Source organism: Sediminicoccus rosea, from assembly GCF_033547095.1.
GTDB classification, from domain to species: domain Bacteria; phylum Pseudomonadota; class Alphaproteobacteria; order Acetobacterales; family Acetobacteraceae; genus Roseococcus; species Roseococcus rosea.
Genome location: NZ_CP137852.1, coordinates 1,487,632 through 1,502,412, shown reverse-complemented (window position 1 = coordinate 1,502,412; position 14,781 = coordinate 1,487,632). Strand labels below are relative to the sequence as shown.

Below are 14,781 nucleotides of genomic sequence, written 5' to 3'. Positions count from 1 at the left end.
CATCAGGCGGCCCACCGCGTGCGCCAGGGGTTGGGGAAGCCCAGGCGATGGAGGATGCGCGCCTCGGCACGCTCCATCATCATCGCCTCGCCGGCCGCCAGATGGTCATGACCCAGCAGATGGAGCGTGCCATGCACGACCAGATGGGCGAAATGCGCCGCCAGCGGCCGCCCTTCGGCCAGCGCCTCGCGCCGCAGCACGCCGAGCGAGAGCGCTAGATCCCCCAGGGTCAGGCTGCCATGGGGCGCGGGGAAGGAGAGGACGTTGGTCGCCTTGTCCTTGCCGCGAAACCCACCATTGAGGCGGCGGATCTCGGCATCATCGGTCAGGAGGAGGGTGAGGTGCCCGGTTTCGCGCTGGTCGGCCAGGGTCGCTTCCACGGCACGGCGGGCCAGGGCCTCCACCGGCGGCACGGCGGCGCGCCATCCCGGTGCGGCAAAGATGACCTCGACCTCGGCAAGCCCGGCGGTGGAAAAGCCCCCGCCGGGCAGACTACTTCCCGGTGACATTCAACTCCTTCCCGGCGACACGGCCCCTCGCTTCCGGCGAGGCAGGCCGCGCGCCCTCCATCTTCCCATAGGCCGAGACGATCCGGCCCACGAGCGGATGCCTTACCACATCCCGCTCGTCAAAGTGGGTGAAACCAATTCCCGGCACATCCCGCAAGATGGAAATCGCCTCCACCAGGCCGGATTTCTGCCCATAGGGCAGGTCCACCTGGGAGGGATCGCCGGTGATGGCCATGCGCGTGCCCTCGCCCATGCGGGTGAGGAACATCTTCATCTGGGCCGGGGTGGTGTTCTGCGCCTCGTCCAGGATGGCAAAACAGTGAGCAAGTGTGCGACCGCGCATGAAGGCGAGTGGGGCGATCTCGATCTCGCCCGCCGCCAGCCGCCGCGTCACCTGCTCGGCCGGCAGCATGTCGTGCAGCGCGTCGTAGAGCGGGCGGAGATAGGGGTCCACCTTCTCCTTCATGTCGCCCGGCAGGAAGCCCAGCCGCTCCCCCGCCTCGACGGCCGGGCGGCTGAGGACGATGCGGTCCACCCGCCCCGCCTGCAGCAGGGCCACCCCCTGCGCCACGGCCAGATAGGTTTTGCCGGTGCCGGCCGGGCCGATGCCGAAGACCATCTCGTGCTTGGCGAGCGTCTCCATATAGGCCGACTGCGCGGGGGTGCGGGGCGCGATGGCGCCGCGCCGGGTGCGGATCTGCGGCACGTCCTGCAACGGCAGGCGCGGATCCTGCTCCAGTTCGCCCTCCGCCATGCGGATCGCGGCCTCGACCTCGGAGGCGCCGGGCGCCTGGCCGCGCTCGATCCCCCGCCAGAGGCCGCGCAGCACATTCTCGGCCATGCCGGTGCGCTCGGAATTGCCGGTGATGGTCAGCCGGTTGCCGCGGCTCGCCAATCGCACCCCGCATCGCTGCTCGATCCGCGCCAGGTGCCGGTCATGCTCGCCATAAAGCAGGGGGAGCAGGGCATTGTCCTCGAATTGCAGCGTGACGCTGCGGCTCTCGGAAGATGGCGGGCCCCCAGCGGAAACACCGGGGCGGTTGCGGAGGGCGAGGGCGTTGCTCAAGCGGCTGTCTTCTCCTGTTGGGCCAATTCCCCCGCGAGGGAGTTGGGGTTGCCGGCGCGAATGAACACCGGGGCCGTGGCTCCGATGAGAGATAAAGATCCGGGCACATGCACGGGCTGCAGCCAGGGCGTGCGCCCGGACAATTGCCCCGCCTGGCGGCCCGGCCCGGTGAAGAGCACGGGCACGGTGCGGCCGGTCAGGCTCGCATTGAACTCGGCCTGCTGGTCGCGCAGCAGGGCCTGAACCTCCTGCAGGCGGCGATCCTTCGTCGCCTCGTCCACCCGGTGCGGCGCGCCGGCGGCGGGCGTGCCGGGACGGGGCGAATACTTGAAGGAGAAGGCCTGGGCGAATTTCACGCGGCGGATCAGCGCCATGGTCGCCTCATGGTCCGCCTCGGTCTCGCCCGGATGGCCCACGATGATGTCGGTGCTGAGAGCCAGGTCCGGCCGGGCCGCGCGCAGCCGGTCCACCAGGGCCAGGTATTCCTTCGCCGTATGGCCGCGATTCATCGCCGCCAGCACGCGGTCGCTGCCCGACTGCACCGGCAGATGCAGGAAGGGCATCACCGCCGGGATGTCCCGGTGGGCGGCGATCAGCGCCTCATCCATGTCCCGCGGGTGGGAGGTGGTGTAGCGCAGGCGATCCAGGCCCGGGATTTCGGCCAGCGCCCGCAGCAGCTGGGCCAGGCCCCATTCCCCGCCCTCCTCCGCCGCGCCGTGATAGGCATTCACGTTCTGGCCGAGCAGCGTGATCTCCCGTGCCCCCTGCCCCACCAGCTTGCGCGCCTCGGCCAGCACGGCGGCGACCGGGCGGCTGTATTCCGCGCCGCGCGTATAGGGGACGACGCAGAAGGAGCAGAACTTGTCGCAGCCCTCCTGGATGGTGAGGAAGGCGGTGATCCCCTGCGGCGCGCTCACCTCGGGCAGGAAGTCGAACTTCTCCTCCACCGGGAAGTCGGTCTCGACCACGGCGCGGCCGGTGCGGGCGGCGCGGGCCACCATCTCGGGCAGCTTGTGGTAGCTCTGCGGCCCCAGAACGATGTCCACATAGGGCGCCCGCGCCGTGATCTCGGCGCCTTCCGCCTGGGCGACGCAGCCGGCGACGGCCAGCACCATCTCGCCCCCCTCGGCCTCGCGCGCCTGCTTGAGCTGGCGCAGGCGGCCGAGTTCGGAAAACAGCTTCTCCGTCGCCTTCTCGCGGATGTGGCAGGTGTTCAGGATGATCATGTCCGCCCCTTCGGGCGCGTCCACCGGCGCATAGCCGAGGGGGGCCAGCACATCCGCCATGCGGGCGCTGTCATAGACATTCATCTGACAACCCCAGGAGCGCAGGAAGAGGCGCTTCTTGCCCGAAGGCGGGGGAGGGTTTTCTGTCATGCGGGGTCCTCGCTGCCCGCCCGGCGGGGCAACCCCGGGGCGATCCAGCGGGAGCAGATGCGGAGCTTGAGCCGCGCGGTCAAGAAGAGCGGCCCCGATCCGGCAAGGGGGGCAGACCATTCATGGGTTCGAAGCTGTCAAATCGCCGCCGTATTGGTCAAGCGGATTCAAGCCCGCCCCGGGGCGCGAACCACGTCCCGGTTCTGCCGCAGCACGGCCGCCGTCTCGGTGATGGAGCGGCCGAGCCGCGCGGCCAGCGCCTTGCGGTCGGGCGCGGCGTCGGGCGTGAAGGCCTCGTCCAGCACCACCGTCACCCGCGCGCCGGTGCGGCGCAGCAGCGTCCAGGCATGGCTGCCCGTCTCCATGTCGCCATACCAGGCGAAGAGCGGGCGGTCCTTGCGGCCGAGCGGCAGCCCGCCCAGCCGGTCATAGACCACGGTGAGCGGCTGGATCCGGGCCGCAGCATCGGCCACCGAGAAGAAGGAGGAGCGGAAGGGCAGCACGCGCGCGCCGTCGCTCGTCGTCCCCTCGGGGAAGAGGATGATGCTGTCCCCCGCCTCCAGCCGCGCGCGCAACTCCTGCGCCTCGCTGCCGGTGCGGCCGCGGTTGCGGCTGACGAAGACCGAGCGGCCGAGCTTCGAGACCCAGCCGATCAGCGGCCATTCCGCCACCTCCGCCTTGGAGACGAAGCGCGCATCGAGCGTGGCGCCCAGCACCAGGATGTCGAGCCAGGAGGAATGGTTGGAGATGTAGAGCGTGCGCGGTTGCTGGCAGGGCTGGCCGATCACGCGCAGCTTCAGGCCGATCAGCCAGCAGAGCGTGCGGTGGTAGAAGCGCGGAAAGCGGCTCTTGGCCGTGCCCGGCAGTTGCAGCAGCACCGCCTGGATGGGGATGCAGAACAGCGTGAAGAGGATCGCCGTCGAGATGCGGCGGATGGCGCGCAGCCGCCCGCCCACCGGCCGCTCGCCCAGCACGTCGTTCCAGATCGGCCCGGGCAGCCGTGGCTGGAAGCGCAACGGCCGGCCGCGCTTCATGCGGCGGGCCTGCGGCTTGCCCTCCACGAGCGGGCGCGGCGGGGCGGATCCGGGGGTAGGCAGAATCTGCGCGTCTGTGCTCATGCCCGCTCGCTATCGCGCGGGGGCGCACAGGGCAATGACGGGATGGCGAATCCTGCGTGACAGATGTTGCGGCGCGGCCGCGCGGGGGCGCAACTTGCCCCCTCGGATGGGGAGTGATGTGGGGCCATGAGGGTCGCCGTTCTGGGCGCGGGGCCGTCGGGCAGCGCGATGGCGGCGCTGGCCTGCTGGCGCGGGCATGACGTCACGCTCTGGTCGCCGCGCGGCGGTGGCACGCGGCATCTGGGCCATGAACTCGCCACGCGCGGCGTGCTGGAGGGGAGCTGGCGCATCCGCGTCGCGGCCGATCTCTGGCGCGCGACGGAAACGGCGGAGGCGATCGTGATCGCGCTGCCGCCGGTGGCCCAGCCCGCGATCCTGCAGCGCCTGGCCAGCGCGCTGGTCGGCACGCCCGACATCCTCTTCGCTCCCGCCGCGGGGCTCGCCCCTGCCCTGCTGCATCAATTCGCGGCGGCGCGCGGCTTCGTCCCGCGCCTCGGGGCGCTGGCGGTGCCGCCGGCCCTGGCCGGGCGCGGGGCGGATGGCGTCGTGGAGGTGACGGCGCTGCGCCCACGCCTCTGGGTCGGCGGTCAGCCGCGCGAGGCGACGGCAGGGCTCGTGGTGCTCACTGAGCGGCTCTTCGGCCTGCCGGTCGAGCCGCTGGGCGACATCCTGGCGGCGGGCCTCACCGAGCCGGGCGCGCTGGTCGAGGCGGCGCGCATCTTGGCACCGCCCGGCGTCGCGCATGCGGTGGGCCGGCTGCTGCTGGGATTGGCGGCGGAACGCGATGCGGTGGGGGCGGCGACCGGGCGCACCGGGCTTCCGGGAATCGCCGCATTGGTGACCGAGCAGGGTGGCTTGCCGGCAGAGCGCCGGCCGCTCACCGAGACGGGCGCCGGCCTCGCTTTCCTGGAGGCCATGGCGCGGGCCAGCGGAACGCCCGCGCCGCTCGTATCCGCCGCGCTCCATGTGCTGGAGACGGCGGCCGGCGAGCGATTCGGCCCGCATCCGGTGCTGGCCGCGCTGGAGCCGGGCCCGCTCGCCCGGCTGCTGGGCGGCGGCTGAGGCGCCGCCGGCCGGGCGTCAGACGATCTTCGTCCGCACCTCGCCCACGCCCTCGACGAAGCCTTCCAGCACGTCGCCACGCACCACGGCCGCAACACCCTCGGGCGTGCCGGTCATGATGAGGTCGCCAGGGGCCAGCTCGACCAGTTCGGAGAGGTTGGCGATCACCTCGGGGACCGACCAGATGAGCTTCGAGAGGTCGGAGACCTGGGTGACCTTGCCGTTCACCTTCAGCTCGATCTTGCCCTTGGAGGGGTCGAAGCCGGCAGCGGGGATCAGCGCGCCCATCGGCGCCGAGAGGTCGAAGCCCTTGCCCATGTCCCAGGGGCGGCCGGTCTTCTTCGCCTCGTTCTGGATGTCGCGGCGGGTCATGTCGAGGCCGGCGCAATAGCCCCAGACATGCTTCAGCGCGTCGGCCACGGCGATGTTCTTGCCGCCCGTGCCGATCGCCACCACCAGCTCCATCTCATGATGGAGGGACTTGGTGACGCTCGGATAGGGCATGTCGGCGCCGTTGATCACCAGGGCATCGGCCGGCTTGGTAAAGTAGAAGGGCGGCTCGCGCGTCGGGTCCGAGCCCATCTCGATGGCATGCTCGGCGTAGTTGCGGCCGACGCAGAAGATGCGGCGGACCGGGAACATGGCGCTGCTGCCCTGGATGGGGACGGCGGAGATAGCGGGGGGCGGGACGACATATTCGGGCATGGGCGCTCCTTCCGGCAGTGCCGGGCGGCCGGGCCGTGATCCGTAGAGGGGGCCTGGCCAAGTTCGAGATAGGTGGTTCACCGCTTCGGTGGTTCCACCTCAGCGTCCAAGGTCTAGACCAGCTTCGTGATGCGGGGAACCTGCCGGCGGCCCATCCAGCGTGGCTTGACCCGGCTTCGGCGCGGATGCCAGGGTGCGCGGGTCGGGTTCAAAGAGCCGCCCTGAACAGAAAAGCGCCCGACCAGGGGGGTGGTCGGGCGCCCATACTGTTCATACTTCCGATCGGAAAGGTCGGGCGAGCCGATTGGGGGAATCGGAGCGTCCATCGGCGGATGAACCACCGCCGATGCGCATGTCATACCGCGACATGGGTCGGAAGCCAAGCCCAATCGACTCGAATCAAGGGCTCTCCGCCCGATTTTTGCCTTATTCGGCGGCCTCTCGCAGGGCGGCCGGCCGGAGCTGGGGGCGCGCCGCGTGGGCGGCACAGGCCTCGCCGAAGGCTTCGAAGATCCGGCGGCTGAAGGCGTCCTTCTCCCAGTCATATTCCGGGTGCCACTGCACGCCCCAGGCGAAGCCCGGCGCCTGTCGGACGCGCACCGCCTCCACCGTGCCATCGGGCGCCCAGCCCATGGCTTCCAGCCGCGGCGCCAGGCGCTGCACACCCTGGTTGTGCAGCGAGTTCACCGGCATCTCAGTGGCGCCGGCCAACTCATGCAGCAGGCCCTCGGGGGCCAGGCGCACGGCATGCGCCTTGCCCGTCCGCACCAGGGGAATCGGCTGGTCCGACGGCGTCGAATGATCCATCCGGCCCGGCAGGTCCTGGATGCGCTGGTCGAGCGAGCCGCCCAGCGCCACGTTCAGCTCCTGCATGCCGCGGCAGATGGCGAGCAGCGGCACGCCCTCGGCGATCGCGGCGCGGATCAGCGGCAGGGTGGTGGCGTCGCGCTGCTGGTCCTCGGGCGTGCCCTCGGCGTGGTCGGGGCCGTCGTAATGGCCGGGCCAGACATTGCTGCGGCTGCCGGTGAGGATCAGGCCGTCCAGCCGCGGCAGGATCTGCGGCGCGAGGCTCTCCCCGGCGGCGGGCAGCAGCACCGGCACCCCGCCCACGGGGCCGAGCACGACGCGGACATAGCTGTCGGACGCGGCGTGGTTGGGCGTGTTGAAGATCCCGAAGGCCTTCACGCAACAGGAGATGCCAATGATCGGTCGCATCCCGGCAACAAACCAAGGGGATGCGGCAGTTTCAAGGCAATTGGACACGCGGCGTGTCGAAATTTCAGCGCTGTTGCTCAAGTTCCTCGCGGAAGCGCGGATCGTTGAAGGCAAAGAGGAAGGGATCGAAGCGTTCGCCCAGCTGCACCTGCGTCAGCGTGACGCGCGTGCTGCGCCCCTGCGGATCGAGCACGACCCATTGGCGCAGCGCCATCGGCTGCTCCTCGAGGATGAGCTGGATCTGCCCCTCGGCCGCCTGGTTGGTGCGGTGCACCGTGACGCGCAGCAACCCGCCCGCCCGCTCGAAGCCCGCGACGGTGAGGTCACCCGAAAGGCGCAGTGGATTGCGCAGCAGCACGCTGAGCGGCGTGGAGGAAAGCGGCACGATGGTGGGCTGCTTCAACTGCCGGTCGTAATGGAAGAACTGGCCATCGGCGGCGATGAGCAGCGTCGGCTCCGGCGGGTCATATTCGAAGCGCATGCGGCCCGGGCGCCAGATCCAGGCGGTGCCCTCAGCCGCGGCCCCGCCCTGCGCGATCTGCAGGAAGCGGGCGCGCAGCGTGGTCATGCTGTTGAAATAGGCCTCGATGCGGCCGAGCACGGCGCGGTCCGCCTCGCTCAGCGCGGGCAAGGGCCGGGTGGGCGTCTGCGCGGCGGCCGGCGTGGCGAGGAGGAGGGCGGGCAGGGCGAGGAGCGGGCGACGATTCATGCCTCTCTTGTGGTCCCGGATGCCGGCCAAAGAAAGGCCTCGTCACGATGCGTCACGCGCGCCGCATCGGCCCGCCCGAGGGCTGCCCACGCATGCTGCCTTGCGGCGAGACGATACGGACCCGGACGAAAATGGCGAAATTCGGGCGCAAAAATCACCATCAAAACCAAGCGATATCAATGTGTTATAGCGAAATATTGAGAAACAACCCTTGACTGGCGGCACGTCATCGCTGCTGTCACATTCCGGCTCCGGTTGAGGTGCGGGGGATGCACCGATCCGGTCAAACGGGGGCTTTCAACACATGGATGGTTTCGCTCCATTGACGCATGGCTACGGCCCTCAAGGTTTCGGCGCGGCTTCCTATGGCCTCACCCGGCGCCGTCTGGCGAGCAGCATCGGCTGCCGCGGAATCGGCCTGCACACGGGCCGGACCATCTCGCTCACCCTGAAGCCCGCGCCGCTCGGCACCGGCATCGTCTTCCACCGCACCGACCTCGGCCTGGACATCCCCGCCCGGCACGACCTGGTGGTGGAGACGCGCCTCTGCACGCAGATTGGCCTGCCGGGCGACCGCGCCGCGCGCGTCGGCACCATCGAACATGTGATGGCGGCCCTCGCCGCCGCCGGCATCGATGACGCCCGCGTCGAGCTGGACGGTCCCGAGGTGCCCATCCTGGACGGCTCCGCCGCCCCCTTCCTCTTCCTGATCGACTGCGCCGGCACGGTGGAGCATTACGCGCCCCGCTCCGCCATCGAAGTGCTGCGCCGCGTCCGCGTCGAGGACAGCCACGGCGCCTGGGCCGAGCTCGCGCCCAACCCAGAGCCGGCCTTCGACGCGACGCTCAGCATCGATTTCGGCGAGACGGCGATCGGCCGCCAGAGCCTGTCCATGCGGATCTCGGTCGAGAGCTTCCGCCGCGAGCTGGCCGATGCCCGCACCTTCACCCTCGCCGAGGATGTGGCCCGCCTGCGCGCCGCCGGCCTCGCCCAGGGCGGCAGCCTTGCCAATGCCGTGGTGGTGGATGGCCCCATGATCCTCAATCCCGGTGGCCTGCGCCGCCCGGATGAGTTCGTGCGCCACAAGATGCTCGACGTGGTGGGGGATCTGGCCCTGGCCGGCGCCCCGCTGCTCGCCCGCTTCACCGGCCATCGCTCCGGCCATGCGCTGAACAACCAGCTCCTCCTCGCCCTGCTGGCGGATAGCCGCAACTGGCGCTCCACCGGCGGCCAGGCACTGGTCGAGCCGGAGCGCGAGAAACTCGTCGCCGCCTGAGGCAAGGCCCGGGCGCGCCATGGTCGCGCCTCTGGTCGCTCCATGGTCGCTTCCCTGGGGCCGGCCACCCACTTGTGCGCATCGGCGGCTCCCATGGTATAGAGCCCGCCGATCGGAGCCTTCATCGCACATGCGCCCACTCTCTCGTGCTGCCCTGTTCCTTGCCTTCGCGCTGCCGCTCTCCGGCTGCGGCGTAAGCCAGTGGGATGGCTCGGCCGCCGGCCTGTTCCGCACGCCGCCCGCCGGGACCGGCCTCGTGGATCGCTCGCCCGAATCGCTCTACGCCGCCGGCATCGAGGCCCTGCAGGCCCAACGCTACCAGCAGGCGGTGGACATCTTCGAGACGCTGGAGCGTGAGCACCCCTATTCCACCTGGGCCACCAACGCGAAGATCATGGCGGCCTATGGCGACTACATGCGCAACCGCTACACCGAGGCCATCGGTACGCTGGATCGTTTCATCCAGCTGCACCCGGCGCATCGTGACATCGCCTATGCCTACTACCTCCGCAGCCTCGCCTATTACGAGCAGATCGCGGACAGCCAGCGCGACCAGCGCGGCACGGAAACCGCGCTGACCGCCCTGCAGGATGTGGCCAACCGCTTCCCCAATACGGCCTATGCCCGCGACGCGCGCCTGAAGATGGACCTCGCGCGCGACCACCTGGCCGGCCGCGAGATGAACATCGGCCGCTTCTACATGCGCCAGGGCCTCTACAGCGCCGCCATCGGCCGCTTCCGCCGCGTGGTCGAGGACTACCAGACCACCAACCACGTGCCCGAGGCGCTGCACCGCCTGACCGAGATGTATCTCGCCCTCGGCCTGCGCGACGAAGCCGCGCGCTCCGCCTCGGTGCTCGGCCACAACTTCCCGGGCAATGCCTGGTACCAGGACAGCTACGCCATGCTGACGCCCGGCGCGCAAATGGCGCCGCAGGACCGTCCCGGCTTCTTCCGGCGGGCCTGGAACAGCATCTTCTAGCGGGCGAGCGCATGCTCGCCTCCCTCTCCATCCGGGACGTGGTGCTGATCGAGCGGCTTGACCTGAATTTCGGGCCGGGCCTCTCGGTGCTGACCGGCGAGACCGGCGCGGGCAAGTCCATCCTGCTTGATTCGCTCGGCCTGGCGCTCGGCATGCGGGCCGAGGCGGGACTGGTCCGCGCCGGCCAGCCCCAGGCCAGCGTCGCCGCCGTCTTCCAGCCGCCCGAGGGGCACCCGGCCTTCGCCCTGCTCGCCGAGCAGGGAATGGAGGCGGAGGACACGCTGGTCCTGCGCCGCGTGCTCCAGGCCGATGGCCGCTCCCGCGCCTTCGTGAATGACCAGCCGGTGGGCGTCGCCCTGCTCAAGCGCCTCGCCGCCACACTGGTCGAGGTGCAGGGCCAGCACGACCAGGTGGGCCTCGCCGACCCCGCCACCCACGCCGCATTGCTCGACGCCTTCGGCGTGCATGAGGCGGCACGCGGCCGTGTCGCCACGGCCTATAAATCCTGGCGCGACGCCGAGCAGGAGCTGGCCGAGGCCGAGGCCGCCGTCGCCGCCGCGCTGCGCGACGAGGAATGGCTGCGCCACGCGGTGGAGGAACTCTCCACCCTCGCCCCCGAGGATGGCGAGGAGGAGCGCCTCGCCCAGGAGCGGCAGGGCCTGCAGCAGGCCGAGCGCCGGAACGAGGCGATCGCCGGCGCGCTCGCCGAGATCCAGCCGCGCGACCGGCGCTCGGCCCATCCGGGCCATGCGCTGCGCAACGCCGTGCGCGCGCTGGAACGCCTGCCGCCGCCGAACGAGGCGGCGCAGCCGGCACTGGCCGCCCTCACCCAGGCGCAGGACGCGCTGGCCGAGGCGGAGCGGCTGCTCGAGCGCCTGGCCGTGGACGCCCTGCCCGATCCACGCCGGCTGGAAGCGCTGGAGGACCGGCTCTATGGCCTGCGTTCCGCGGCGCGGAAGCATGGCGTGGCGGTCGTGGAACTGCCCGCGCATCTGGATGCGCTGCGCGAGCGGCTTGCGGCGCTGGACGCCGGCACCGGCCGGGTCTCGGCGCTGGAGGCCGCGCGCAAGGCGGCACGCGCCGCCTATGTCGCGGCCGCCGAAGCGCTGACCGCCGCCCGCCGCACCTCCGCGACCAGGCTTGAGAAGGCGCTGGCCGCCGAACTGCCCCCGCTCAAGCTCGACCGCGCCCGCGTCGTGATCGAGGTGGCGCCGCGCGAGGAAGCCGCCTGGGGCGCCGATGGGATGGACCGGGTGACGCTGCTGGTCTCGACCAATCCGGGCCAGACGCCGGGCGCGCTGATCAAGATCGCCTCGGGCGGCGAGCTCTCGCGCCTGATGCTGGCCTTGAAGGTGGTTCTGGCCCGGGGTTCGCCCGTGCCGACCCTGGTCTTCGACGAGGTGGATGCCGGCATCGGCGGCGCGACCGCGGCCGCGGTGGGCGAGCGGCTGTCGCGCGTGGCCGAGCGCCTGCAGGTGCTGGTGGTGACGCATTCGCCGCAGGTCGCCGCGCGCGGCGCCCACCATCTGCAAGTCGCCAAGGCCGTTCGCGGCAGCAAGGCCGAGACGCGTGTCACACCGCTCGACGTGGCCGCCCGGCGTGAGGAGATCGCCCGCATGCTGGCCGGCGAGACCGTGACCGAGGCCGCACGCGCGGCGGCGGCCAGCCTGCTGGATGGTGTCGCGTGATCCGCGCCGCGCGGCCGGAGGATGCCCCGGCGCTCGCCGCCCTGCTCAACGCGCTGAACAGCCTGGATGGCCCACCGCCCGAGCGGCCGATGACGCCCGGGATCGCGCTCAGGGACCTGATCGGCCCCGGGGCGCGGGCCTGGCTGCGCCTCGCCGAGTGGGAGGGCAAGGTCGCGGGCTTCGCCACCGCGACTCCCATCTACGACGCCGTGCGCCACGCTGATGCGATGATGCTGCTCGACCTCTATGTGGCGCCCGAGGCGCGACGGCGTGGCCTGGCGCGCCGGCTGATGGCCGCGCTGGCCGCGCATGCCGAGGCGGCGGGCGCCGCCTGCCTCTGGTGGGGCGTGGATGACGGCGACGACGAGGCTCTGTTGTTCTATCGCGCGATCGGCGCGGTCAGCGAGGGCCGGTTCAGCGGCGAGATCATCGAGGGCGCCGCCCTTCGGCAGCTGGCGGCGGGCGCCGCGTGATCCGCACCTTCACCGCCCCCGACGCGCCCCACATCGCCGAGCTCGTAGCGGCCCTGAACGCCGAGGAGGGCTATGACCGCCGCACGGCCGCCGATGCGGCCGCGCTCTGTGACGCCTTTCTCGGGCCCCAGGCGCTGGGCCGGCTTCTCCTGGCGGGCGAGCCGGCGCGCGGCTACCTGACCCTGCATCCCAGCTTCGAGACGGAGATCGGCGCACGCGGTGCGTATATGGGCGATCTCTACGTGGCGCCGGAGCATCGCCGGCAGGGCCTGGGGCGCGCCCTGGTGGCGGCCGCCGTGCGGCAGGTCCGCAGCGAGGGCGGCTCCTTCCTCTGGTGGACCGCCCTGCCGAAGAATCCGGGCGGCCTCGCCTTCTATGCGGCCCTGGGCGCGAAGAGCGAGGCTGTCCGCGCCTGCGCCCTGACCCACGCCGCCTTCAACGCCCTGGCGGAGGACGCATGAGCGAGAGCGCCGAAGCCGAGATCGCCCGGCTGATCGCCGAGATCAACGAGCATGACCGGCTCTATTACGAGCAGGACGCGCCCCGAATCAGCGATGCCGAATACGACGCCCTCATGCGCCGCCTGCGCGCGCTGGAGGCCGAGAATCCCACACTGGTGCAGGCCGAGAGCCCGACGCAGAAGGTCTCGGGCCGCGCCGCAGAGGGCTTCGCGAAATCACGCCACCTGGCGCCCATGCTCAGCCTCGACAACGCCTTCGCGCCCGAGGATTTCACCGAATTCGCCGCCCGCATCCGCCGCTTCCTGAGCCTCGCCGAGGACGCGCCGCTCGACTTCATCGCCGAGCCGAAGATCGACGGCCTGAGCGTGAACCTGCTCTACGAGCAGGGCCGCTTCGTGAAGGGAGCGACCCGCGGTGATGGCGCCGAGGGCGAGGACATCACCGCCAACCTCCTGACGCTGGCGGACCTGCCGCGCGAGCTGCCCGCCCCCTGCCCCACGCTGATCGAGATCCGCGGCGAGGTCTTCATGGACCGCGCGGATTTCCTGGCTTTCCGCGCGACGCAGGAAGCCGCGCTGGCCGAGCGAGAGGCCCGCAAGGCGCGCGGCGAGAAGCTCGGTCCCGCCGTCACCATCCCGGTCAATCCGCGCAATGCGGCCGCCGGTTCACTTCGGCAGCTCGATGCCAGCATCACGGCGCAGCGCCCCCTCAAGCTCTTCGCCTACGCCATGGGCGAGGCGAGCGAGGCGCCGGCCACCACCCATCATGGCTGGCTCGCCACGCTGAAGCGCTGGGGTTTCCGGGTGAATCCGCTCTCCACCCCGGTGGCCGAGGGCGCGGCCGACCTGCTGACCGAGACCCCCGCCGCCTTCCAGGCGCGCATGGCGCGCGAGCGCGCGGCGCTGGCCTATGAGATCGACGGCGTCGTCTACAAGCTGGACCGGCTGGATTGGCAGGCACGGCTCGGCTTCGTCGGCCGTGCGCCGCGCTGGGCCATAGCCTGGAAATTCCCGGCCGAGCAGGCGCAGACGAAGCTGCTCCGCATCGAGATCCAGGTGGGGCGCACCGGCGCGCTGACGCCGCGCGCGGTGATGGAGCCGGTCTTCGTCGGCGGCGTCACCGTCACGCATGCCACGCTGCACAATGAGGACGAGATCGCCCGCAAGGATATCCGCGAGGGCGACACCATCACCCTGCAGCGCGCGGGCGATGTGATCCCGCAGGTCGTCGCCGTCGTGGATCCCGACCGCCCCGGCCGCGCCGCCCCCTTCGCCTTCCCCACCACCTGCCCCGCCTGCGGCAGCCACGCCGTGCGCGAGAACGACGATGTGGTGCGCCGCTGCACCGGCGGCCTGATCTGCCCGGCGCAGACGGTCGAGCGCCTCAAGCACTTCGTCTCCCGCCGCTGCCTCGACATCGAGGGGCTGGGCGAGGAGCGGATCGATACGCTGCACGCCATGGGCCTGCTGCGCGGCCCGGCCGATATCTTCCGCCTGCACACCCATGCCGAACGACTTGAGGCGCTGGAAGGCTGGGGCAAGCTCTCCACCCAGAAGCTGTTCGACGCCATCGAGGCCCGCCGCAAGCCGCCGCTGGAGCGCTTCCTCTTCGCACTCGGCATCCGCCGCATCGGCGAGCAGAACGCGAAGCTGCTGGCGCGGCACTATCACGCCATCGGCGCGCTGCGGGAGCGGATGGTCGCCGCCCGCATCATCGGCAGCGAGGCGCGCGAAGAACTGGGCAGCATCCAGGGCATCGGCCCCGCCATCGCGACCGAACTCGTCGAATTCTTCGCCGAGCCGCACAACCTCGACGCGCTCGACGCGCTGCTGGCCGAGGTGACGCCCGAGGAGACGGCGGCGATCGAGGCGGGCGACAATCCCTTCGCCGGCAAGGCGCTGGTCTTCACCGGCACGCTGGAGACGCTCTCCCGCCAGGAGGCGGAGGCGCGGGCGGAATCGCTCGGCGCCAAGGTCACCAAGTCGGTCTCGAAGAAGACGGATTTCGTCGTCGTCGGCGCCGATGCGGGCTCCAAGGCCACCAAGGCGGCCGAGCTCGGCCTGCGCGTGCTGAGCGAGGCGGAGTTCCGGGAGATGGCGGGCCTGGGCTGAGCAACCGGCAGCTGGGGACGGCGTTCCTCC

The 14,781-nt window shown here is 71.2% G+C and carries 14 protein-coding genes; 7 read left to right on the top strand and 7 right to left on the bottom strand.

Annotation, left to right across the window (positions count from 1 at the left end):
- Positions 1-2: 2 nt before the first annotated feature.
- The 4 genes from ybeY to R9Z33_RS07200 form a co-directional block, all read right to left on the bottom strand.
- Positions 3-509: an rRNA maturation RNase YbeY gene (gene ybeY, locus R9Z33_RS07215; RefSeq protein WP_318650629.1), complete on the bottom strand. Its 507-nt coding sequence runs from the start codon at positions 507-509 to the stop codon at positions 3-5.
- Complete coding sequence (locus R9Z33_RS07210) at positions 493-1,575, bottom strand: PhoH family protein (RefSeq protein ID WP_404830661.1); 1,083 nt, start codon at positions 1,573-1,575, stop codon at positions 493-495. Before R9Z33_RS07210 ends, ybeY begins: the two co-directional genes overlap by 17 nt.
- A complete protein-coding gene (gene miaB, locus R9Z33_RS07205) occupies positions 1,572-2,951 on the bottom strand; it encodes a tRNA (N6-isopentenyl adenosine(37)-C2)-methylthiotransferase MiaB (protein ID WP_318650628.1) in 1,380 nt (459 codons plus the stop codon). Before miaB ends, R9Z33_RS07210 begins: the two co-directional genes overlap by 4 nt.
- A 167-nt stretch (positions 2,952-3,118) precedes the next feature.
- Complete coding sequence (locus R9Z33_RS07200; protein WP_318650627.1) at positions 3,119-4,069, bottom strand: lysophospholipid acyltransferase family protein; 951 nt, start codon at positions 4,067-4,069, stop codon at positions 3,119-3,121.
- 126 nt (positions 4,070-4,195) lie between these two features.
- Here R9Z33_RS07200 and R9Z33_RS07195 point away from each other — a divergent pair, with 126 nt between their 5' ends.
- Complete coding sequence (locus R9Z33_RS07195; protein WP_318650626.1) at positions 4,196-5,131, top strand: hypothetical protein; 936 nt, start codon at positions 4,196-4,198, stop codon at positions 5,129-5,131.
- A gap of 18 nt (positions 5,132-5,149) precedes the next feature.
- Here the strand turns inward: R9Z33_RS07195 and R9Z33_RS07190 are convergent, their stop codons facing one another.
- The 3 genes from R9Z33_RS07190 to R9Z33_RS07180 form a co-directional block, all read right to left on the bottom strand.
- Positions 5,150-5,836, bottom strand: a complete 687-nt coding sequence (locus R9Z33_RS07190) for a fumarylacetoacetate hydrolase family protein (protein WP_318650625.1) — start codon at positions 5,834-5,836, stop codon at positions 5,150-5,152.
- Positions 5,837-6,262: 426 nt separating this feature from the next.
- Positions 6,263-7,051 carry a gamma-glutamyl-gamma-aminobutyrate hydrolase family protein gene (locus tag R9Z33_RS07185; RefSeq protein ID WP_318650624.1) on the bottom strand — a complete coding sequence of 263 codons (789 nt, stop codon included), beginning with the start codon at positions 7,049-7,051 and terminating at the stop codon, positions 6,263-6,265.
- Between the two features lie 64 nt (positions 7,052-7,115).
- Positions 7,116-7,760, bottom strand: a complete 645-nt coding sequence (locus R9Z33_RS07180; RefSeq protein WP_318650623.1) for a LolA family protein — start codon at positions 7,758-7,760, stop codon at positions 7,116-7,118.
- A 304-nt stretch (positions 7,761-8,064) separates the two neighbouring features.
- On the opposite strand from R9Z33_RS07180, the gene lpxC reads away from it, so the two are divergent.
- The 6 genes from lpxC (at position 8,065) to ligA (ending at position 14,751) form a co-directional block, all read left to right on the top strand.
- Positions 8,065-9,036 (top strand): UDP-3-O-acyl-N-acetylglucosamine deacetylase, encoded by a 972-nt coding sequence (gene lpxC / locus R9Z33_RS07175; protein WP_318650622.1) that lies wholly within the window; start codon positions 8,065-8,067, stop codon positions 9,034-9,036.
- A gap of 130 nt (positions 9,037-9,166) precedes the next feature.
- Positions 9,167-10,018 (top strand): outer membrane protein assembly factor BamD, encoded by an 852-nt coding sequence (locus R9Z33_RS07170; RefSeq protein ID WP_318650621.1) that lies wholly within the window; start codon positions 9,167-9,169, stop codon positions 10,016-10,018.
- 11 nt (positions 10,019-10,029) lie between these two features.
- Positions 10,030-11,706: a DNA repair protein RecN gene (recN, locus tag R9Z33_RS07165; protein WP_318650620.1), complete on the top strand. Its 1,677-nt coding sequence runs from the start codon at positions 10,030-10,032 to the stop codon at positions 11,704-11,706.
- Positions 11,703-12,179, top strand: a complete 477-nt coding sequence (locus tag R9Z33_RS07160; protein WP_318650619.1) for a GNAT family N-acetyltransferase — start codon at positions 11,703-11,705, stop codon at positions 12,177-12,179. Before recN ends, R9Z33_RS07160 begins: the two co-directional genes overlap by 4 nt.
- Positions 12,176-12,640: a GNAT family N-acetyltransferase gene (locus tag R9Z33_RS07155; protein WP_318650618.1), complete on the top strand. Its 465-nt coding sequence runs from the start codon at positions 12,176-12,178 to the stop codon at positions 12,638-12,640. Before R9Z33_RS07160 ends, R9Z33_RS07155 begins: the two co-directional genes overlap by 4 nt.
- Positions 12,637-14,751: an NAD-dependent DNA ligase LigA gene (ligA, locus tag R9Z33_RS07150; protein ID WP_318650617.1), complete on the top strand. Its 2,115-nt coding sequence runs from the start codon at positions 12,637-12,639 to the stop codon at positions 14,749-14,751. The genes R9Z33_RS07155 and ligA overlap by 4 nt, the downstream gene beginning before the upstream one ends.
- The last annotated feature ends 30 nt before the right edge of the window (positions 14,752-14,781 follow it).